Raw genomic sequence first — 19,711 nt, 5'->3', positions numbered from 1 at the left:
GGGGCCCGCCCCCGGGATTAAATATCACCGACCAAGGAAGAAATCATGGCCGTACTAGTCAACGAAAACACCAAAGTCATCTGTCAGGGTCTGACCGGCTCGCAGGGGACGTTCCACACCGAACAGGCCATCGCCTATGGCACCAAGATGGTTGGCGGCGTCACGCCCGGCAAAGGCGGTCAGACGCATCTCGACCTGCCCGTGTTCAACTCCGTGCACGAAGCCAAGCACGTGACCGAGGCGAACGCCTCCGTAATCTACGTGCCGCCCCCCTTCGCCGCAGACTCGATCCTTGAGGCGATCGACGCCGAGATGGAGCTGATCGTCTGCATCACCGAAGGCATCCCGGTTCTGGACATGGCCCGCGTCGCCCGCGCGCTCGAAGGGTCCAAGTCGCGCCTCATCGGCCCGAACTGCCCCGGCGTTATCACGCCTGACGCCTGCAAAATCGGCATCATGCCGGGCCACATCCACCGTCGCGGCTCGGTTGGCGTTGTATCGCGCTCGGGCACGCTTACCTATGAGGCGGTCAAGCAGACCACCGACATGGGCCTCGGCCAGTCCTCTGCCGTCGGCATCGGCGGCGACCCCATCAAAGGGACCGAGCATATCGACGTGCTGGAAATGTTCCTTGCCGACCCCGAAACACAGTCGATCATCATGATCGGCGAAATCGGCGGCTCCGCCGAAGAGGAAGCGGCACAGTTCCTCGCCGATGAGAAGAAGAAAGGCCGTTGGAAGCCCACCGCTGGCTTCATCGCAGGCCGCACGGCCCCTCCCGGCCGCCGCATGGGCCACGCAGGCGCGATTGTCGCTGGTGGCAAAGGCGACGCGGAGAGCAAGATCGAAGCGATGAAAGAAGCCGGTATCGTCGTGGCCGATAGCCCCGCGACACTGGGCGAAGCGGTCAAAGAAGCGATCGACAAGGGCTGATGCCCCTCCGGTCTTGCGGTGCCTTTTGGGGTGCCGCAAGACCCCACGACCCCTATGCCTACGGTCCCAACCCACACGAGGTACTCTCATGACCGACCAACCCGCCAACGAACAGTTCCACGCCTCTTCCTTTATGGAAGGCGAAAACGCAGAGTATCTTGAGGCGATGTACGCCCGCTATGCCAACGACCCCAACGCGGTCGACGACGCTTGGCAGGAATTTTTCGCGGCGATGGGCGATGACGCCGGGACTGCACAGGCAGAGGCCGCCGGCCCCTCTTGGGCGCGGCCCGATTGGCCCCCCGCCCCCGCAGGCGAAGTCATGGGCGCTCTGACCGGTGTTTGGCCCGAACCCGAAGAGGCGAAATCCGCTGGCGACAAGATCAAAGCCAAGGCCGCCGAGAAGGGTGTCGAAGTTTCCAACAATCAAATCCGCGGCGCGGTACTGGACAGTATCCGCGCGTTGATGCTGATCCGCGCCTACCGCATCCGGGGCCATCTGGCCGCCTCGCTTGACCCGCTTGGCATGCGCGACACGGGCAACCAACCCGAGCTTGACCCTAAATCCTACGGCTTCACCGATGCCGACATGGATCGTCCGATCTTTATCGACAATGTGCTGGGCCTCGAAGTGGCCACGATGAAGCAGATCGTCGACATCGTGCGCTCGACCTACTGTGGCACCTTCGCGCTGCAATACATGCATATCTCGGACCCAGAGCAGGCCGGTTGGCTGAAAGAGCGGATCGAGGGCTACGGCAAGGAAATCCAATTTACCAAGGAAGGCCGCAAGGCGATCCTGAGCAAGCTGGTCGAAGCCGAAGGTTTTGAGAAGTTCCTGCACGTCAAATACATGGGCACCAAGCGTTTCGGTCTTGATGGCGGCGAAAGCCTTGTCCCGGCGATGGAGCAGATCATCAAACGCGGCGGCCAGTTGGGCGTCAAAGATATAGTCATCGGCATGCCCCACCGGGGCCGCTTGTCGGTGCTCGCCAATGTGATGCAAAAACCCTACCGGGCGATCTTCAACGAGTTTCAGGGCGGCAGCTTCAAACCCGAAGATGTCGACGGCTCTGGCGATGTCAAATACCACCTCGGCGCGTCGTCGGACCGTGAGTTTGACGGCAATTCCGTCCACCTGTCACTCACCGCCAACCCCTCGCACCTCGAAGCAGTGAACCCCGTCGTACTGGGCAAGGTCCGCGCTAAGCAGGACCAACTGAACGACGAAGACCGGACCGCCGTGATGCCGATCCTGTTGCACGGCGACGCGGCCTTTGCGGGTCAAGGTGTTGTGGCCGAATGTTTCGCACTTTCGGGCCTCAAGGGTCACAAGACCGGCGGCACGATGCATATCGTGGTGAACAACCAGATCGGTTTCACCACCGCGCCGCATTTCTCGCGCTCCTCGCCCTACCCCACCGACAACGCGCTGGTGGTTGAGGCACCGATCTTCCACGTTAACGGCGATGATCCTGAAGCGGTCGTTCACGCTGCCCGCGTGGCCACCGAGTTCCGCCAGAAATTCCACAAAGACGTGGTCATCGACATCTTCTGCTACCGCCGCTTTGGTCACAACGAAGGCGACGAGCCGATGTTCACCAACCCGGTGATGTACAAGAGCATCAAGAAGCAAAAGACCACGCTCAGCCTCTATACCGAACGTTTGGTCAAAGACGGTCTGATCCCCGAGGGCGAGATCGAGGACATGAAATCTGCGTTCCAGAAACAGCTGGGCGAAGAGTTTGAGGCGGGCAAAGAATACCGCCCCAACAAGGCCGACTGGCTGGACGGCAAATGGTCCGGCATGGACAAAAAGAAAAAGTCCTACCAGCGCGGCAAGACGGCCATTGCACCCGAAACGATGGAACAGGTCGGCAAGGCGCTGACCACTGCACCCGATGGGTTCCCGCTGCACAAGACGATCGGTCGTCTGATGGAAGCCAAAAAGCAGATGTTCGACAGCGGCGAAGGTTTTGACTGGGCCACGGCCGAAGCTTTGGCCTTCGGCTCGCTTCAAACCGAGGGCTACAAAGTGCGCCTGTCAGGCCAAGACAGTACGCGCGGCACCTTCAGCCAGCGGCACTCGGCCTTTATCAATCAAGACAACGAAGACCGCTACTACCCGCTGAACCACATCCGCGAGGGTCAGGCCGAGTATGAAGTCATCGACTCCATGCTCAGCGAATATGCGGTGCTGGGGTTTGAGTATGGCTACAGCCTCGCCGAACCCAACGCGCTGACGCTCTGGGAAGCGCAGTTCGGTGACTTCGCCAACGGCGCGCAGATCATGTTCGACCAGTTCATCTCGTCAGGTGAAAGCAAATGGCTGCGCATGTCGGGCCTCGTCTGCCTGATGCCGCATGGCTATGAGGGTCAGGGGCCAGAGCACTCCTCTGCACGTCTGGAGCGTTTCCTGACCATGTGCGGCGGCGATAACTGGATCGTGGCGAACTGCACCACGCCCGCCAACTACTTCCACATCCTGCGCCGTCAGCTGCACCGCAGCTACCGCAAGCCGCTGATGTTGATGACCCCCAAGTCGCTGCTGCGCCACAAGTTGGCCGTCAGCAAGGCCGAGGATTTCACCACCGGCTCCAGCTTCCACCGGGTGCTCTGGGATGACGCCGAAAAGGGCAACTCAGACACCAAACTGGTGGCAGATGACAAGATCAAGCGCGTGGTGATGTGTTCGGGCAAGGTCTATTACGACCTGCTGGAAGAGCGCGACGCGCGTGGCATCGACGATGTCTACATCCTGCGGTTCGAGCAGTTCTACCCCTTCCCCGCGCAATCCGCGGTCCGAGAGTTGGAGCGCTTCAAACAGGCCGAGATGATCTGGTGCCAAGAAGAGCCTAAAAACCAAGGTGCCTGGTCCTTCATCGAGCCCAATATCGAATGGGTTCTGGGCCGCATCGACGCCAAACATGGCCGCGCCTCCTATGTGGGCCGCGCCACCGCCGCCTCGCCCGCCACGGGTCTGGCCAGCCAGCACAAAGCACAACAAGCCGCCCTCGTCGACGAGGCGCTGACCATCAAAGGAAACTAAGACCATGACAAGCGAAGTACGCGTACCCACGCTGGGCGAATCCGTCACCGAAGCCACCGTTGCCACATGGTTCAAGAAACCCGGCGATACCGTCGCGGTGGATGAAATGCTCTGCGAGCTGGAGACCGACAAGGTCACCGTCGAAGTGCCCAGCCCCGTAGCTGGCACCCTGAGCGAGATTGTTGCTCAAGAGGGTGACACCGTCGGCGTCGACGCCCTGCTGGCCAATGTCAGCGAAGGTGACAGCGGCAGCGATGCGGCCCCCAAAGCCAAAGAAGCCGCCAAAGATGACGAGGCTGCCTCTCAATCCGACCGTGGCGGCGATGCGCCCAAGTCGATCGACGCAGGCTCTGCCGATGTAGCCGCCCGCGAAGGCGAAACCACCGAGGTCAAAGTGCCAACACTGGGCGAGTCGGTTACCGAAGCGACCGTCAGCACTTGGTTCAAGAAAGTCGGCGACAAGGTCGAAGCCGACGAGATGCTCTGCGAGTTGGAAACCGACAAAGTCAGCGTCGAAGTGCCCTCGCCCGCCGCTGGCGTATTGGCCGAGATCCTCGCCGAAGAAGGTAGCACAGTTGAAGCCTCTGCCACGCTGGCCGTTCTGACCTCCGGTTCCGGTGCTGCCGCCCCGAAAGGCGAAGACGCCAAATCCGGCGCCGGTGCCGCGCCTGAGACCAAAACCGCAGATGGCAAAGACGTCGAAGACGCGCCTTCCGCCAAAAAGGCGATGGCCGAAGCGGGCATCAGCCGCGATCAGGTGACAGGCTCGGGCCGCGATGGCCGCGTGATGAAGGAAGACGTGGCCAAGGCCGTCGCCGCCGGCACCTCCGCCGCGCCGAAGGCCGAGGCGAAACCCGCAGCACCCCGCGCCGCTTCCGCCCCCGATGACGCCGCCCGCGAAGAGCGGGTCAAGATGACCCGTCTCAAGCAGACCATGGCGCGCCGCCTCAAGGAAGCGCAGAACACTGCCGCGATCCTGACCACCTTCAACGAGGTCGACATGACCGAGGTCATGGCGCTGCGAAACACCTACAAGGCTGATTTCGAAAAGAAACACGGCGTCCGCATGGGCTTCATGTCGTTCTTCACCAAGGCCTGCTGCCACGCGCTGAAGGAAATCCCCGAGGTCAACGCCGAGATCGACGGCACCGACATCATTTACAAGAACTACGTCCACATGGGTGTCGCCGCAGGCACGCCCACGGGTCTTGTGGTGCCGGTAATCAAAGACGCCGACGCGATGTCCTTTGCCGAGATCGAAAAGGCCGTGAACGCCATGGGCAAAAAGGCCCGTGACGGCAAGCTGACCATGGGCGACATGACCGGCGGCACTTTCACCATCTCCAACGGTGGCGTCTACGGCTCGCTGATGACCGCGCCGATCCTGAACCCGCCACAGTCCGGCATCCTCGGCATGGCGAAGATCCAGGACCGCCCGATGGCGATCAACGGCGAAGTCGTCATCCGTCCGATGATGTATATCTCGCTCAGCTACGACCACCGGATCATCGACGGCAAGGGCGCTGTCACCTTCCTCGTCCGCGTCAAAGAGATGCTCGAAGATCCCCGCCGCCTGTTGATGGATCTGTGATATGGTGGGCGGGGGGCAACCCCCGCCCTATCTACCTGTTGAACGATGGGGCGTTTCCCCGAAGTGAAAGGGCCAGATCATGACCGAAACCACCCTCCTCGCCGCCTATGGCCTTCTGGTCATGCTGACGATCCTGCTGCAAGTGCTGGGCGCAACCCGGCAGTTGTCGATGGGCTACCTGATGTCCTCCCGCGATGAGACGCGCACCACCACCGGCATGACCGCCCGTCTGGGCCGCGCGGTCGATAACTCCGTTGTGGCCATTGCGCTTTTTGCGCCCGCCGTGCTGCTGATCGAGATGCTGGGCCGCAATAACAGCGCCACCCTGCTGGCCGCGCAGGTCTTCCTGCTCGCACGCATCATCTACGTCATCGTCTACGCCCTTGGCGTGCCGACGATCCGCACACTGGCATGGCTCGCAGGCTACGCCGCCACCGCCGTTCTCTATTTCCACGCGCTTTGAAAGGCATTCCCATGCAGATGATCTGCCACTTCGACGTCACCGATTTCGCCGCTTGGAAAGACGCCTTTGACGCCGATGCCGAAGCACGGCGCAACGCGGGGCTGTCGGTCCTGCAAATCTGGAAACACGCCGACAGCAGCACCAAGGCTTCCGTTCTGCTTGATGCGAACGACCGCAAGAAGGCCGACGACTGGCTCGTCCGCTCCGACGCGCTCGGCAGCGACGACAAGGGCACCGTGACCGGCTCCACCGCCTATTTCGTGAAATCCGCATGAGCGCCGAGCTGACCGTTCTGGCCTTGGCGGCCCTGCTACAAGGGCTGCAATTCGTGCTCTACGCCGTGCCCGCCAACCGCGAGATCGGCCCCGGCTACACCATGTCGGCCCGCGACCGCGAGCCGAGCCGCGCACTGTCGGAACGTACCGCCCGTCTGGGCCGCGCATTGGACAACCACTTCGAAGGGCTGATCCTGTTCGGCATCGCCGTGGGCGTGGTTCAGATGTCGGCCCAGAACACCGCTTTCACCGCCGCCTGCGCTTGGGTCTATCTCATCGCCCGCGTGCTCTATGTTCCCGCCTACGCGCTCGGCCTGCGCCCGCACCGCTCACTCATCTGGGTCGTGGGCTTTGCCGCGACCATGCTGATGCTGCTGGCGGCCCTTATTTAACCCTTCCCCCCAACACCCGCAGGCAGCGGCGCTTGCACCTGAAACCCGCGCGCCCTACCTTGCCTGTAACACCCGACTGCTAAGGAGACCCCCCATGTCGAGCTATGATGTCATCGTGATCGGCTCCGGCCCCGGCGGCTATGTCGCCGCCATCCGTTGCGCGCAACTGGGCCTGAAAACCGCCTGTGTGGAGGGCCGCGAGACCCTCGGCGGCACCTGCCTCAACGTGGGCTGCATTCCCTCCAAGGCGCTGCTGCACGCCACGCATATGCTGCATGAGGCCGAGCATAATTTTGACGAGATGGGCCTCAAAGGCAAAGCACCTTCCGTTGATTGGAAGCAGATGCTGACCTACAAAGACAAGACCATCGAGACCAACACCAAGGGGATCGAATTCCTGTTCAAAAAGAACAAGATCGACTGGCTCAAAGGTTGGGGTTCGATCCCCGAGGCGGGCAAGGTCAAGGTCGGTGATGAGGTCCATGAGGCCAAAAACATCATCATCGCTTCCGGCTCCGAAGCGGCCTCCCTGCCGGGCGTCGAAGTCGACGAGAAAACCGTCGTCACCTCCACCGGCGCGCTGGAGCTGGGCAAGATCCCTAAAAAGATGGTCGTGATCGGCGCGGGCGTCATCGGGCTGGAACTGGGCAGCGTCTACGCGCGTCTGGGGACCGAGATCACCGTCGTTGAATTCCTTGATGCGATCACTCCGGGCATGGACCCCGAGGTGCAAAAGACCTTCCAGCGCATGCTGAAAAAACAAGGCATCAACTTCGTCATGGGCGCCGCCGTGCAGAAGACCGAAGTCGCCAAGGGCAAAGCCAAGGTCAGCTACAAGCTGCGCAAAGACGACAGTGAACATGAGATCGAAGCCGACACCGTCCTCGTCGCCACAGGCCGTAAGCCCGTTGTCAAAGGCATGGGTCTGGACGATCTTGGCATCAAGTTGACCGAGCGTGGTCAGATCGCCGTGAACGAACATTGGGAAACCTCCGTCAAAGGCGTCTACGCCATCGGCGACGTGATCGAAGGCCCAATGCTGGCGCACAAAGCCGAGGACGAGGGCATGGCCGCCGCCGAGGTGATCGCGGGCAAACATGGCCATGTGAATTACGGCGTGATCCCGGGCGTGATCTACACCCATCCCGAGGTCGCCTCCGTCGGCGAGACCGAAGCGACGCTTAAGGAAGCGGGCCGCGAGTACAAAGTCGGAAAGTTCTCCTTCATAGGCAACGCGCGGGCCAAGGCGGTCTTTGCCGGTGACGGTTTCGTCAAGCTGATCGCGGACAAGGAAACCGACCGCATCCTCGGCTGCCACATCATCGGCCCCGGCGCGGGCGATCTGATCCACGAGGTCTGCGTGGCGATGGAGTTCGGCGCCTCGGCACAGGATCTGGCGATGACCTGCCACGCACACCCGACCTACTCCGAAGCCGTGCGCGAAGCCGCACTGGCCTGCGGCGACGGACCGATCCACATGTAGGACAAGGGGGCGGACCAAAGGTCCGCCCTTTTTCGTTGCGCAGGGTGCGCGCGGCGAGCGCATCAGGCGTTAACACCCCTGCTCTACAACTTCCCCCGTCGCGACACACACGGAAGACGAGGCCCTTTGCGGGTCATGTCGATACGTAGAGACATGCAGGGTGACGCCTGCTCTTTCCACCTCCCCAAGGCGGCGCCGCCACTTTAACGGCTTCCCGATATAAAATAACGATAACCCGCGAAGCATTGGCTTCGGCGGTGGTTCTACCTGTGCTGGTAGATAACAAAGGGCAGCGGCTTAGAAGGCACAGATCATGCCGAAAGCACTAAGCCGTGACCGCAGGCCGCCATCCAGCTTCATGCAGCAAGGCGTTAGAACGGCTTTCAACTTCTTCTTCCAAACGCGCCATAAAGCTTCGCTTATCCAGCCCCGGCTCAATCGGCTCAAGAAACTCGACCACCGCCAAACCCGGTTTGCGGTACAGCCCCCGGCGTGGCCAGAAGTGGCCCGCGTTTGTCGCCACCGGCACACAGACTTGCCCCATCTGGTCATAAAGCACCGCCGTACCAACCTTGTAAGGTGCGCTGAGGCCCGGTGCCACGCGGGTGCCTTGGGAATAGATCACCAACTGCCCCGGCTCGACCCGACCGGCGTTCACGTCGGCCATCATCTTGGTGATCGCCTGCCCGCGTTTGCCACGGTTGACGGCAATCATACCCATCCGTTTGGCGTATTGGCCAATCACCGGAGTCCAAAGCACCTCACGTTTCATAATGAATTTCGCACGCGGCAATGCGTGAAAGATCATCAGGATGTCCAGAAACGATTGGTGTTTCGCAGCCACCAGAACCTCACCATCCGGCACCGTGCCACGCACCTCGCAGCGCAGGCCGATCAGCCAGCGGGCCGACCACATGGCCCAAGCAGCATAGGTCTTGCAGGCCCGATAGGCTCCGCGTTTCGAAAACATCGCCCAAGGCGCAAAGGCCAGCCCGAGCACCGGCATCGCCACGGTCACCTGCACGATATAGAGGATCGACCGGACCCATTGCAGCAGCTTCATGTCAGTTCCCTCAATGTACGCCGCGCGGCTGCCCCGGTTGCGGCAAAGGCCACCGCCCCGACCAAGATCGGCACCATAAGCGGCACCACCCAGTGCCAGCCGCGAAAGCCCAAGCCGGTCAAAAAGCCGCCCGCCTCGCCGGCATCGGGCAACAGAACGACCGCCACCATGCCCAGCACCGTGCCCGCCGCCGCGCCCAAAAGCGCGCGCAGGGTGAAACGGCGGATGAAGGCCCGCGCGATATAGTCATCCGTCGCCCCCACCAGCCGCAGCACCGCGATCACCTGCGCATTGGCGGCCAGCGCGGCCTGCGCGGCCAGCGTCACCATGGCCGCCACCGCCGCCCCGATCAGCAGGGTCGAAATCCAACCCAGCAGCCGCAACCGGCTTGCCGCCGCAACCAACGGCGCGCGCCAGCGGCTGTGGTCATCCAGCACCGCGCCCGGCACCTCGGCCGACAGGCGCAGACGCAGGCCCACCGGGTCCAGCCCCTCGCCTTCCTCGACCACTTCGATCAAGCGCGGCACCGGCAGGCTCTCCATCGCCAGTTCCGGGCCGAACCATGGCGCAAGCAGCTCTTCCTGCTCCGCATCCGTCAGCGCGCGGGCCGAGGCGACGCCCTTGGTCGTCTGCAACACCTTCAAGGCCGCCTCCGTTTGGGCGGCGCGTTGATCCAGCGGTGCCACGATGCGCACCGTGGCTGATTGCGCCAACTCTTGCCCCCAGACCTGCGCCAAGCGGCCCGAGGCGAGCGATAGCGCCAAAGCAAAGACCGCCAGAAAGGCCATTGCGCCCGCTGCGAAAAGCGTCAGTTGCGCGGTAAACCCCGAGGGCGGCACCACGCGGTCCGCTTGCCTGTCGCCTTTGAAAATCGCGCGCAGGGCGCCGATGTCGAACCGCTTCACAAATCCGCCCCCGCCAATTGAATGCGCCGGTTGGCGATGCGCAGCACGCGGGCCTGCACATGCGCCTTGGTGGCGCGGATCAGGCCCAGATCATGGGTGGCGATTAACACGGTCTTGCCCATGCGGTTCAACTCGATCAACAGCCGAAGCAACCGCTGAGACATCTCCCAGTCGATGTTCCCCGTCGGCTCATCCGCGAGGATCACATCCGGCGACATAATCACCGCGCGCGCCAGTGCTGCCCGCTGCCGCTCCCCGCCCGACAGCTCAGGCGGCAGGGCGTCGGCGCGGTTGGTGAGCCCGACCCATGACATCAACTCTTCCAGATCGGTGCCCTCTGTCTCGGCATGGCGGCCAGAGACATTTAGCGGCAGGGCGATATTCTCGGTCAACGGCAGATGATCGAGGAATTTCACGTCCTGATGCACAACGCCAACCCGGCGACGCATCAGCGCGATGTCGTCGCGGCCCAGTCCGCGCACATCGGTCCCGAAAATCCGCAGATGCCCCGCCGTGGGCAGCAAGGCCCCGTAGCAGAGCTTCATCAAGGTGGTCTTGCCCGCGCCTGAGGGGCCGGTGAGGAAATGAAACGATCCGGGGGCGAGTTTCAGCGTGATGTCGGACAGCAATTCGCCCCCGCCATAGCTGTAGGCCACATTTTCGAGCTCTATCACGCAACCACCTTAAAACACTTCGACCTGTTGTGCCTCAGCACCGAAAAGGATTCAATCCACCAGAACCCCAGCACCCTGTCCAGATATCACTTTTCCTACGTTATTCTAGGACATATGCTGTCCGTTACGATCCGAGAGCACCGAACGAACCCAGGAATGACCATGCGGCTGATCTGCCCCAACTGCGACGCGCAATACGAAGTCCCCGATGAGGTGATGCCGTTGGCAGGGCGTGACGTGCAATGTTCCAACTGCGGGCAGACGTGGTTTCAGCATCACCCCGACAATGCGCCGGAAGAAAATGACGCCGATTTTGGTGATCCAGATCTTGATGACGTGATGCATATGAAGCAAAGCGCGGCAGACGTAGATGACACGGACCGAAACACAGAGACGGCTGAGACCGCGCCGGATCTCCAGCCTTTTGGCGCTGAAGATTACCAGAACGACGGTTTCGATGAAGATGACTTCGAAGACGACAGTTTTGAAGAAGACAATTTTGAAGACCGCGGAGTTTTTAAACCGGTAACGCCAGAGGAGCGTCCCGCGTCCGTTGCCGCTGCCACCGCCGCACCCGTCCGACGCCCGCTTGATCCCGCCATCGCCGAAATCCTCAGGCAGGAAGCCGCGGCAGAGCAGGAAGCCCGCCGCAAGCGTCAGTCAGACCCGCTGGAAAGCCAACCAGACCTTGGCTTGGATGATGCGCCCCGCGCAGAACCCAAGAAAGTGTCCCATCCCGACACCGGCGAAGACGATCATATGCCCGAGGATAAGGACGCCCTCCGCGCCCATGAAGCCCGTCTGCGCATGGCCAAAATGCGTGGAGAGCCTGTTCCCGAAAGCGAGAATGACGCCTACGGCAGCGCCTCGCGCCGGGATCTGCTGCCCGATATCGAAGAGATCAACTCAACCCTGCGCCACGACCGCACGCAGGGCCAGCAGGCGGGGCCAACGCCCACCGCCGCGCTCGACCGCCCTGAAAGACCGCGCAAATCCGGGGGGTTCATGCGGGGCTTTACCATAATGATCGTCTTGGCGGCCATTTTGGCGGCAGTCTATGTCTATGCGCCGCAGATTGCGCAATCCTTGCCGCAGGCCGACCCTTACCTGTCGTCCTATGTGGCATGGATGGACGACGCACGCATTTGGCTGGACAGGCAGTTGCAGGTTCTGCTGGTCTGGCTCGACACCGTTGCGACCCAGTCGCAGGGCTGACCACCGACTAAAACCGATCCAACAGTCTGTTGAGGTAATCCCGTTCAACCTCGGGCCGCTCCGCCTCGCCCGAGCGGCGGCGGATTTCGTCCAGCAAACGCCGCGCGCGGCCCTGATCGTCGGGCCCCTGCGCCAACGGCGCGTCCGAGCTATTGGCCCCATTGCCGCCCTGCTCGCGCCCCAGCGGATCGCGCGCCTCGGCCCGGCGGTCGCCTTGACCGGGCTGGCCCTCGCCCTGTTCTCGTTCCATCGCCTCGCCAAGCGATCGCATCCCTTCGCGCAGCGCCTCCATGGCCTGTGCTTGATTGTCGATCGCCTCGGCAAACTCATCGCGGCGCAGGGCTTCTCCGGCGCGGTCCATCGCCTCTCCGGCGCGGTCTAGTGCATCACGCGCGGCATCCCCTTCGGCCGTGCCTTGCCCCGGCAGACGGCCTTCTTGACGGCGCAGCTCATCGCGCAGCGCTTGCTGTCGCCCGGCCAGCCCTTCCTCGGCTCCGTCTTCGCCGGATTGGCCGTCCTGCCCTTGCTGGCCCTCATGGCTCTGACCGCGGCCCTGACCGCCGTTGCGGCCCTCGTTGCCTTCATTCTCACCCGCGCCGGTGCCGGGGTTGAACTGCTCTTGCAGGTCGCGGAAGGCCTGATCGCTCAGCCCCTGTTGCTCGCGCAGCGTGTCCGAGAGCCCCTCCATCGCCTGCTCACCCGGTGAGTTGCCCCCCTCGCCGGGCTGGCCTTGGGTGACGCGCATGTTCTCCATCATCTCTTGCAACTGGCGCAGCGCCTCTGCGGCCTCGGCCATGCGGCCCTGCTCCATCAACTCTTGAATACGGTCCATCATCCGCTGCAGATCATCTTGCGTCATCTGCATGGACTCGCCTTGGGGCTGCTGGCCTTCGCCATCGCCCTCCTGCGCCTGTTGGCGCTGCAGTTGCTCCAGATACTCTTCGGTGGCGCGGCGGAGCTCTTCCATCAGCTCGGCAATCTCTGCCGACGAAGCACCATTCTTCATCGCCTCATTCAGCCGATCCTGCGCCCGGCGCATCCGCGCCAGCGCATCGGCCAACACGCCTTCTTCCAATTCAATCGCCAACGCCCATAGGTCTTCGGCCATCTCGGTCTGGACCTCTTCGTCCAGCCCATAACGCGCCCGGATTTCCAGACGGCGGATCATTTGCTTGAGCCGCAGAACCGTCACATCCGAACGCAGATCCTCCCCCGGCGCATAGGTCACAGCGCGAAGCACCTGCGCGATGCGTGGCGCATTGGCCCGCGACCACAAAAGATCGCGGCGCATCTCGATGACTGCTGCCGCCGCGGGATCGAAAAAGCGCCGCCCCGGCAGGGTCAACTGGCTCACCTCCGTCGCGGCTTGCTGTTCGGCGGCGTCGAGCACGGAAAGCTCTAAAGATACCGGCAGATTGGCCCAAGGGTGTTTCGAGAAATTCTCGATCAAGCTCTCTTCAAAATCGCGCCGGTCACCGGTGATCGGCATCGGCAGCGGCACGACGATCTCGGGCCGTGTGTCAGGGTCGATGGTCAACCCATAGCGGCGGTCGACGGAGGCCAGATCAAGGCTGATCCGCGCCTCGCCCGCTTCGACGCCGTAGTCATCCCGCGCGGCAAACGGCAGGCTCATTTCGCCCAAAGCAGTCACCTCGGGCGGGCCTTGTCGCTCGATCTGCGGGGCGGCGTCGGGGAGCATTGTAATCTGCCATGCCCGCGCGCCCGGACCCTCGATGCTGATCTCGCCGCTTTGGCGGAGGGTGAAATCCTGCGCGGGCTCAGAGGTCGCGCCCCCCTCGCGGCCCGATACGGTTTCTTGCACCGTCAACGCGCCCAACTCTCCGTAAAGGCGCAGGGTGATCAACGTGCCTGCAGGCAGCGACAGCGCCCCGGCCTCTAGATCATTCAAATAAAGCGTTGGCTTCCCAGTATGGCGCGGCGGTTCGGCCCAGCCTTCCCAAACGTGACCAGAGGCCAACGCACCGCCCGCCCCGCCGGGAGTAAGTTGCGTCACCTCACCCAGCCGCCAGACTGAACCAAAGACCAGCGCAACGACGAAAGCCAGCAGCGCCACATAGCGCAGCGCATAGGGATCGGCCTGCGCGACCCGCAGGTCACCCTTGACCGGCTGCGCCTGCGCGGCCCGCGCGGCCATACGTTTCTGATGGGCCTGCCAAACCGCCGCCGAGGCTGTATCGCCCGCGCCAATCGCCTGATCGTCCAATAGCGCTCGAATGGGCCGCCCCGGCAGGCTGGCATCCAGCCGCGCCAAGGCCTCGGCCTGTGAGGGAATACGAAAGCGCCGCAGCGCGAAAACCAATGTGCCGAGAAACCCAAGGCCCACAGCGGCCAGCACACCCCAAAGCAGATCACCGACCAGACTGTCCTGCGCCCCCATCATCAGCAGCGCCAGCACCGCCAGTACCAGCGTCAGCATCGGCCAAAGCGCCTGCACCAGCGCCTCGGCCCACATCCCCGCCCAAGTCAGCCGCAAGGGCCGCCGCAATGCGCGCAGCCCGTCTGTCTTGTCAGTGGATGTTTCCATGGGTCACGCTCCGGTGGCCCGGCGGCGGGATGCCGTCAGAGCCATTCAGGGATGGTATCGCGGTTTATCATTTCGTCAAAGCTTGGCCGTGGGCGGATAACCGCGAATTGATCGCCATTGACCAGCACCTCGGGGATCAGGGGCCGCGAATTATATTCGCTGCTCATCACCGCGCCGTAGGCTCCGGCAGAGCGGAAGGCCACCAGATCACCGGACCCGAGCACCGGCATCATTCGCTGCTTGGCGAAAGTATCACCGGATTCGCAGACCGGGCCGACGATATCCACCGGGCGCGGCTCTGCCCCAGGCGCGGGTTCGTTCAGCGGCACGATGTCATGCCACGCATCATACATCGCGGGACGTATCAGATCGTTCATCGCGGCATCAAGGATCAGGAAATCGCGGCCGTCGCCGGATTTGAAGTAGATCACTTCGCTCACCAGCACACCTGCGTTGCCCGCGATCAGGCGGCCCGGCTCGATCTCGACCTCGCAGCCCAGATGCCCCAGCGTGCGCTGCACCATCGCGCCGTAATCCGTTGGCAGTGGCGGGGCGGTGTTGGAGCGCTCATAGGGAATGCCCAGACCGCCGCCAAGGTCCAGCCGCCGGATGTTATGACCATCGGCGCGCAGCACTTCGGTCAGTTCCGCAACCTTGCCGTAAGCCTGCTCAAAGGGGGCGAGATCGGTGAGCTGGCTGCCGATATGCACGTCGATGCCGATGATCTCCAAGCCCGGCAACTTGGCCGCCATGGCATAAACATCGCGGGCGCGGGCGATGGGGATGCCGAACTTATTCTCGCTCTTGCCGGTGGCGATCTTGGCATGGGTTTTGGCGTCAACGTCCGGGTTCACGCGAATGGTGATCGGGGCCACTTTGCCCAATTCGCGCGCCACGACATCCAGCAGGATCATTTCCGGCTCGCTCTCGACGTTGAACTGACGGATACCGCCGGTTAGCGCCAATTCGATCTCTTCGCGGGTTTTGCCGACGCCGGAAAAGACGATCCTGTCGCCCGGCACGCCTGCCGCCTTGGCGCGGCGGTATTCCCCGCCCGAGACCACATCCATCCCCGCGCCTGCCTGCGCCAGTGTGCGCAGAACGGCTTGGTTGGAATTGGCCTTCATCGCGTAGCAGACCAGATGATCCATGCCCGAGAGCGCGTCGTCAAAGAGGTGGAAATGGCGTAGCAGCGTGGCGGTGGAATAGACATAGACCGGCGTACCGACCGCGGCAGCGATCTCGGCCAAGCTTACGTCTTCGGCATGCAACACACCGTCTTTATAGAGAAAATGATCCATCTGCGCTTGGCCCCATGTCGTCGCCGCTTATCTGATGGGCGCTGTCCGCAGGAAAAGATAGAGCGGCAGGCCACAGCTCACCCCAATACAGAACGTGGCGGGAATGGCAATCAAGCTGAGGAAATTCCGGCGCACGGCGACCTCGGCGATGATCCAGATGGTCAAAGTCACGGCAGCGATGGTCAGATCCCAGACCAGCCCGCTGGCGGCGGCATTGGCGTGCCATGCGTCCACCATGGCGCTCAGGCTCCAGCCTTCGGCGTTGAACCATGTGACGAAGTAATACATCGGATGAATCGTGCCCCAAACCGCGAGGGCAAGGTAGAGCATACGCAGCGGCGACATCTTAGAAACTCTTGACCACGCCGACGGTGGCGTAGCCCGACAGGCTGATTCCCGTTCCGGCAGGTGGCGGCGGCGTGTCTTGTCGTGCAGAAGAAGATGTACGCGGCGGAGTGCAACCGGCCAAGGCAAGCGCCCCAGCCAGCAATGCGACAGCGAAAAGCGGCCTCATGACCCCATACCAAGAGCCAGCGAGAACGGCCCGCGCCGCAGACCGACAGCGGTGCCGACCGAGACGCCCGAAGACGACATGGTAACGCTGCTGCTGGCCGTGGGCCGCACCGGTTCACCATCCGCGCCGCAGGCGGCAAGGATCAGCAGAGACAGGATCGCAAGGCTGCGTTTCACTTCAGGATTTCCTTCCAACGCTCGACTTGGGCACGCACCTGCGCAGGCGCGGTGCCGCCATAGGACATGCGCGAGTTTACCGAGTTATCGACGCCAAGCACATCAAAAATATCCTGCGTGATCTCGGCATGGACCGACTGCATCTGCTCTAGCGTGAGGTCGGGCAGATCGCAGCCCTGCGCCTCGGCCATAGCGACCAGCGTGCCGGTCACATGGTGCGCGTCGCGGAACGGTAGGTTCGGCACGCGCACCAGCCAATCAGCCAGATCGGTCGCGGTGGAGAAGCCCGAGCCTGCGGCAGCGGCGAGGTTCTCGCGCTCCGCAGTCATATCGCCCACCATCCCGGTCATCGCGGCGAGCGCCAACATCAGGTTGTCGGCAGCGTCAAAGACCTGTTCCTTGTCTTCCTGCATGTCCTTGGAATAGGCCAGCGGCAGCCCCTTCATCACGATCATCAGCGCGGTGTTGGCACCAAAGATGCGGCCCACCTTGGCGCGGATCAACTCGGCGGCATCCGGGTTCTTCTTCTGCGGCATGATGCTGGAGCCGGTCGAGAAGCGATCCGACAGCGCCACGAAGCGGAACTGCGCCGAGGACCATATCACCAGCTCCTCGGCAAAGCGCGACAGGTGCATGGCGCAGATGCTCGCGGCGCCCATGAACTCCAACGCGAAGTCGCGGTCGCTGACGGCGTCGAGGCTGTTGGCGGCGGGGCAGTCAAAACCGAGTGCCTCTGCCGTCATGTCCCGGTCAATCGGGAAGGAGGTGCCAGCCAGTGCGGCAGCGCCCAGCGGGCATTCGTTCATCCGTTTGCGCGCATCGCGAAAGCGCGACAGGTCACGGCCAAACATCTCGACATAGGCCATCATGTGATGGCCCCATGTGACGGGTTGTGCGGTTTGCAGATGGGTAAAACCGGGCATAACCCAATCCGCGCCCGCCTCGGCCTGAGACAAAAGCGCGCGGATCAGCGCTTGCAGACCCTCATCGGCGGCGTCCAACTGGTCGCGCACCCAGAGTTTGAAATCGGTGGCGACTTGATCATTCCTGCTGCGGCCCGTGTGCAAGCGACCTGCGGGCTCACCGATCAGGTCTTTCAACCGCGCCTCGACGTTCATGTGGATGTCTTCGAGCGCGGCGGAGAATTCAAACCGGCCTTCTTCGATCTCTGACAAGATCGTGAGAAGCCCTTCCCGTATCGCGTCAGCGTCGTTATCAGTCAGGATGCCCGTGGCTGCCAGCATGGCGGCATGGGCACGCGACCCGGCGATGTCTTGTGCGGCCATCCGTTTGTCGAACCCGATCGAGGCGTTGATCGCCTCCATGATCGCGTCCGGTCCGGCGGCGAAACGGCCACCCCACATTTTGTTCGAGGTCGTGTCGGTCATGTTGAATACCCTTGGAGGGACGTATGAAAAATCTCGTGCTCGGCTTCGTTTATACGCTGCTTGTCGCAGGTGCAAACCCCGCCCTTGCCGGAACGGCTGACATCGCGGGGCTGCGCGACGGGGACATGAAGAAACTTGTGATCCACGACGCGCCGCAAGCGGCCTCTGACGTGACTTTTGAGCGTGAGGACGATGGCGAGGCGATGTCGCTGGCAGATTATGAAGGCAAGATCGTGCTGGTGAACTTCTGGGCCACATGGTGCGCACCCTGCCGCAAGGAGATGCCGCAGTTGAACGCGCTGCAAAAGGAATTTGGCGGCGATGATTTTCAGGTGCTGACCATCGCCACGGGGCGCAACTCTGAAGAAGGGATCAAGCGTTTCTTTGAAGAGGCCGGCGTCGACAACCTGCCCCGTCACCAAGACCCCAAACAAAAGCTCGCCAGCCAGATGGGCGTTTTCGGCCTGCCGATCAGCGTGATCCTTGACCGTGAGGGACGCGAGATTGCCCGATTGCAGGGCGACGCGGAGTGGGACTCTGAGAGCGCGCGGGCGATCATCGCGGCGCTGATCAAAGAAGACGCAGAGAGCTAAAGTTCAGCCGCAAGGTCGGGCGTACGCGCCCGGCCCTCACGCCACATGCCGCAGGATCGCCGCCTCTGACGTGCTGAGATTGCGACGTGCGAAGCCACCGTAGCTGTGCGGATCAGCCTCCAACTGCGGATGCGCCGCAAGCAGACGCGCCCGGTCCTGCGCGCCAAGACTGGTGAGCGGGGCGGAGGCGGGATGAAAGCTCTCGGTTTCGACCCCATTGGCCCACATGACCTGATGTTCGGCCAGCAGCACATGGATATAGGTCACTTCGCGCAGGGAGATATCGCTGGCCACGCTGCGCCCGTTAATCAGGTCTTTGGCCGCGACCAGCACCTCGTCACAGTTGAATAGATCGCGGGCCTGCGGGCCTTGCAGCACGATCCGGTGGTCGGGCGAGACCAACAGCGGAGCGTCGGGCTGCGCGATCCCCAAGGCACCCGGGCGGAACCGCACGGGGCGCAGATGCGGCATGGCATGCAGACGCGCGCCGCTCATCCGGCGGCTGCCGATCCACTCCAGCGGCTGCGCGCCGTTGTCTTTGGTCTGGATCAGATCGCCCTCGCGCAGATCTTCGATCAGGGCGCTGCCCATGGGCGTGCGAATGCGGGTGCCGGGGGTAAAGCAGATGACACCGCCACTCTCGGCCTCCAAGAGCCTATCACGCTGCGGTTTTATGGTACTGTGCATCACCCAGAGCTCACAATCACGCGGCGGCAATTCATCGACAAACATCAACAGCGGCGTGCGACCTTGGCCTGCGTCAATCAACGTGACTGTGTAGGTCCGCGCGCCGTTGGTGACCATAAAGCTGTTGTCGAGCGGCGGCGCAGTATGGTCGTCACGCAAAGCTTTGGGCGGCGTCACGCCCCCCTCCTCCAGCGCCGCGCCGATCAGGCGCTGCACCTTGCGGGCCGCGCGTTTGCGCAGCTGCTCTGCCCCGTCCGCCATATCCAGCCGCAATACATCATTCGGCCCATCCACACGGAGAGTGTCCCCGCGCCACGCCCAGGCAGAGCCCAGTTCGAGCGACTGCACCGGTGCGGCCTCCAGACCGTCGATCTCTGTTTGCGACCAGCTGATGACAAACGTGCCTCGAAAGCCCGTTTTCATTGCTGCTCTGCCTGCCTCGTGTTTTTATTGACGCCAGCCTA

The 19,711-nt window shown here is 62.7% G+C and carries 18 protein-coding genes; 9 read left to right on the top strand and 9 right to left on the bottom strand.

Features of this window, described 5'->3' with window-relative positions; genetic code table 11:
- Positions 1-45 precede the first annotated feature (45 nt).
- From sucD to lpdA, 7 genes are all read left to right on the top strand, one after another.
- Positions 46-933 carry a succinate--CoA ligase subunit alpha gene (gene sucD / locus BM229_RS14840; protein WP_067630488.1) on the top strand — a complete coding sequence of 296 codons (888 nt, stop codon included), beginning with the start codon at positions 46-48 and terminating at the stop codon, positions 931-933.
- An 88-nt stretch (positions 934-1,021) separates the two neighbouring features.
- The gene (locus BM229_RS14835; RefSeq protein ID WP_093928412.1) at positions 1,022-3,982 is read left to right on the top strand and encodes a 2-oxoglutarate dehydrogenase E1 component; all 2,961 of its coding nucleotides are present in this window, start codon (positions 1,022-1,024) and stop codon (positions 3,980-3,982) included.
- Between the two features lie 4 nt (positions 3,983-3,986).
- A complete protein-coding gene (gene odhB / locus BM229_RS14830; protein ID WP_093928411.1) occupies positions 3,987-5,573 on the top strand; it encodes a 2-oxoglutarate dehydrogenase complex dihydrolipoyllysine-residue succinyltransferase in 1,587 nt (528 codons plus the stop codon).
- A 79-nt stretch (positions 5,574-5,652) separates the two neighbouring features.
- Positions 5,653-6,036 (top strand): MAPEG family protein, encoded by a 384-nt coding sequence (locus tag BM229_RS14825; protein WP_208604091.1) that lies wholly within the window; start codon positions 5,653-5,655, stop codon positions 6,034-6,036.
- 11 nt (positions 6,037-6,047) lie between these two features.
- On the top strand, positions 6,048-6,311 hold the full coding sequence (locus tag BM229_RS14820; RefSeq protein ID WP_093928409.1) for a hypothetical protein: 264 nt from the start codon (positions 6,048-6,050) through the stop codon (positions 6,309-6,311).
- Positions 6,308-6,703: an MAPEG family protein gene (locus tag BM229_RS14815; RefSeq protein ID WP_093928408.1), complete on the top strand. Its 396-nt coding sequence runs from the start codon at positions 6,308-6,310 to the stop codon at positions 6,701-6,703. The genes BM229_RS14820 and BM229_RS14815 overlap by 4 nt, the downstream gene beginning before the upstream one ends.
- 94 nt (positions 6,704-6,797) lie before the next feature.
- Positions 6,798-8,186 carry a dihydrolipoyl dehydrogenase gene (gene lpdA, locus BM229_RS14810; RefSeq protein WP_093928407.1) on the top strand — a complete coding sequence of 463 codons (1,389 nt, stop codon included), beginning with the start codon at positions 6,798-6,800 and terminating at the stop codon, positions 8,184-8,186.
- Between the two features lie 325 nt (positions 8,187-8,511).
- On the opposite strand, the gene BM229_RS14805 is transcribed toward lpdA, so the two are convergent.
- From BM229_RS14805 to BM229_RS14795, 3 genes are read right to left on the bottom strand one after another with little or no spacing between them, the layout of a single operon-like run.
- On the bottom strand, positions 8,512-9,249 hold the full coding sequence (locus tag BM229_RS14805) for a lysophospholipid acyltransferase family protein (RefSeq protein ID WP_093928406.1): 738 nt from the start codon (positions 9,247-9,249) through the stop codon (positions 8,512-8,514).
- Entirely contained in the window at positions 9,246-10,154 is a 909-nt protein-coding gene (locus BM229_RS14800; protein ID WP_243261194.1) for a cell division protein FtsX, read from the bottom strand. Before BM229_RS14800 ends, BM229_RS14805 begins: the two co-directional genes overlap by 4 nt.
- A complete protein-coding gene (locus BM229_RS14795) occupies positions 10,151-10,828 on the bottom strand; it encodes a cell division ATP-binding protein FtsE (RefSeq protein WP_093928405.1) in 678 nt (225 codons plus the stop codon). The genes BM229_RS14800 and BM229_RS14795 overlap by 4 nt, the downstream gene beginning before the upstream one ends.
- 162 nt (positions 10,829-10,990) lie before the next feature.
- Between BM229_RS14795 and BM229_RS14790 the strand changes: the two genes are divergently transcribed.
- Complete coding sequence (locus BM229_RS14790; protein ID WP_093928404.1) at positions 10,991-12,043, top strand: zinc-ribbon domain-containing protein; 1,053 nt, start codon at positions 10,991-10,993, stop codon at positions 12,041-12,043.
- 7 nt (positions 12,044-12,050) lie between these two features.
- On the opposite strand, the gene BM229_RS14785 is transcribed toward BM229_RS14790, so the two are convergent.
- The 5 genes from BM229_RS14785 to argH all read right to left on the bottom strand — a co-directional run bounded on the left by BM229_RS14785 (position 12,051) and on the right by argH (position 17,967).
- Entirely contained in the window at positions 12,051-14,588 is a 2,538-nt protein-coding gene (locus BM229_RS14785) for a DUF4175 domain-containing protein (RefSeq protein ID WP_093928403.1), read from the bottom strand.
- 35 nt (positions 14,589-14,623) lie between these two features.
- Positions 14,624-15,889 carry a diaminopimelate decarboxylase gene (gene lysA / locus BM229_RS14780; protein ID WP_093928402.1) on the bottom strand — a complete coding sequence of 422 codons (1,266 nt, stop codon included), beginning with the start codon at positions 15,887-15,889 and terminating at the stop codon, positions 14,624-14,626.
- Between the two features lie 27 nt (positions 15,890-15,916).
- Entirely contained in the window at positions 15,917-16,234 is a 318-nt protein-coding gene (locus BM229_RS14775; RefSeq protein WP_093928401.1) for a DUF2834 domain-containing protein, read from the bottom strand.
- A 165-nt stretch (positions 16,235-16,399) separates the two neighbouring features.
- Complete coding sequence (locus BM229_RS14770; protein ID WP_093928400.1) at positions 16,400-16,579, bottom strand: hypothetical protein; 180 nt, start codon at positions 16,577-16,579, stop codon at positions 16,400-16,402.
- Positions 16,576-17,967, bottom strand: a complete 1,392-nt coding sequence (gene argH, locus BM229_RS14765) for an argininosuccinate lyase (RefSeq protein WP_093928399.1) — start codon at positions 17,965-17,967, stop codon at positions 16,576-16,578. Before argH ends, BM229_RS14770 begins: the two co-directional genes overlap by 4 nt.
- Before the next feature lie 23 nt (positions 17,968-17,990).
- On the opposite strand from argH, the gene BM229_RS14760 reads away from it, so the two are divergent.
- Positions 17,991-18,560: a TlpA family protein disulfide reductase gene (locus BM229_RS14760; RefSeq protein WP_093928398.1), complete on the top strand. Its 570-nt coding sequence runs from the start codon at positions 17,991-17,993 to the stop codon at positions 18,558-18,560.
- Between the two features lie 36 nt (positions 18,561-18,596).
- On the opposite strand, the gene BM229_RS14755 is transcribed toward BM229_RS14760, so the two are convergent.
- Complete coding sequence (locus BM229_RS14755) at positions 18,597-19,670, bottom strand: Hint domain-containing protein (RefSeq protein WP_093928397.1); 1,074 nt, start codon at positions 19,668-19,670, stop codon at positions 18,597-18,599.
- Positions 19,671-19,711: the final 41 nt, after the last annotated feature.

Origin of the sequence: Sulfitobacter dubius, assembly GCF_900113435.1 — a bacterium.
Classification (GTDB): Bacteria; Pseudomonadota; Alphaproteobacteria; order Rhodobacterales; family Rhodobacteraceae; genus Sulfitobacter; species Sulfitobacter dubius.
The sequence above is the reverse complement of the archived record's forward strand: the minus strand, read 5'-3'. Positions and strand labels throughout refer to the sequence as shown.

What these genes read in the sequence shown, in the direction of transcription:
- odhB (WP_093928411.1), top strand. Translation starts at nt 3,987, where the DNA reads ATGACAAGCGAAGTACGCGTACCCACGCTGGGCGAATCCGTCACCGAA.
- BM229_RS14820 (WP_093928409.1), top strand. Translation starts at nt 6,048, where the DNA reads ATGCAGATGATCTGCCACTTCGACGTCACCGATTTCGCCGCTTGGAAA.
- BM229_RS14755 (WP_093928397.1), bottom strand. Translation starts at nt 19,670, where the DNA reads ATGAAAACGGGCTTTCGAGGCACGTTTGTCATCAGCTGGTCGCAAACA.
- BM229_RS14775 (WP_093928401.1), bottom strand. Translation starts at nt 16,234, where the DNA reads ATGTCGCCGCTGCGTATGCTCTACCTTGCCCTCGCGGTTTGGGGCACG.
- argH (WP_093928399.1), bottom strand. Translation starts at nt 17,967, where the DNA reads ATGACCGACACGACCTCGAACAAAATGTGGGGTGGCCGTTTCGCCGCC.
- lysA (WP_093928402.1), bottom strand. Translation starts at nt 15,889, where the DNA reads ATGGATCATTTTCTCTATAAAGACGGTGTGTTGCATGCCGAAGACGTA.
- lpdA (WP_093928407.1), top strand. Translation starts at nt 6,798, where the DNA reads ATGTCGAGCTATGATGTCATCGTGATCGGCTCCGGCCCCGGCGGCTAT.
- BM229_RS14815 (WP_093928408.1), top strand. Translation starts at nt 6,308, where the DNA reads ATGAGCGCCGAGCTGACCGTTCTGGCCTTGGCGGCCCTGCTACAAGGG.
- sucD (WP_067630488.1), top strand. Translation starts at nt 46, where the DNA reads ATGGCCGTACTAGTCAACGAAAACACCAAAGTCATCTGTCAGGGTCTG.
- BM229_RS14825 (WP_208604091.1), top strand. Translation starts at nt 5,653, where the DNA reads ATGACCGAAACCACCCTCCTCGCCGCCTATGGCCTTCTGGTCATGCTG.
- BM229_RS14805 (WP_093928406.1), bottom strand. Translation starts at nt 9,249, where the DNA reads ATGAAGCTGCTGCAATGGGTCCGGTCGATCCTCTATATCGTGCAGGTG.
- BM229_RS14835 (WP_093928412.1), top strand. Translation starts at nt 1,022, where the DNA reads ATGACCGACCAACCCGCCAACGAACAGTTCCACGCCTCTTCCTTTATG.
- BM229_RS14785 (WP_093928403.1), bottom strand. Translation starts at nt 14,588, where the DNA reads ATGGAAACATCCACTGACAAGACAGACGGGCTGCGCGCATTGCGGCGG.
- BM229_RS14760 (WP_093928398.1), top strand. Translation starts at nt 17,991, where the DNA reads ATGAAAAATCTCGTGCTCGGCTTCGTTTATACGCTGCTTGTCGCAGGT.
- BM229_RS14790 (WP_093928404.1), top strand. Translation starts at nt 10,991, where the DNA reads ATGCGGCTGATCTGCCCCAACTGCGACGCGCAATACGAAGTCCCCGAT.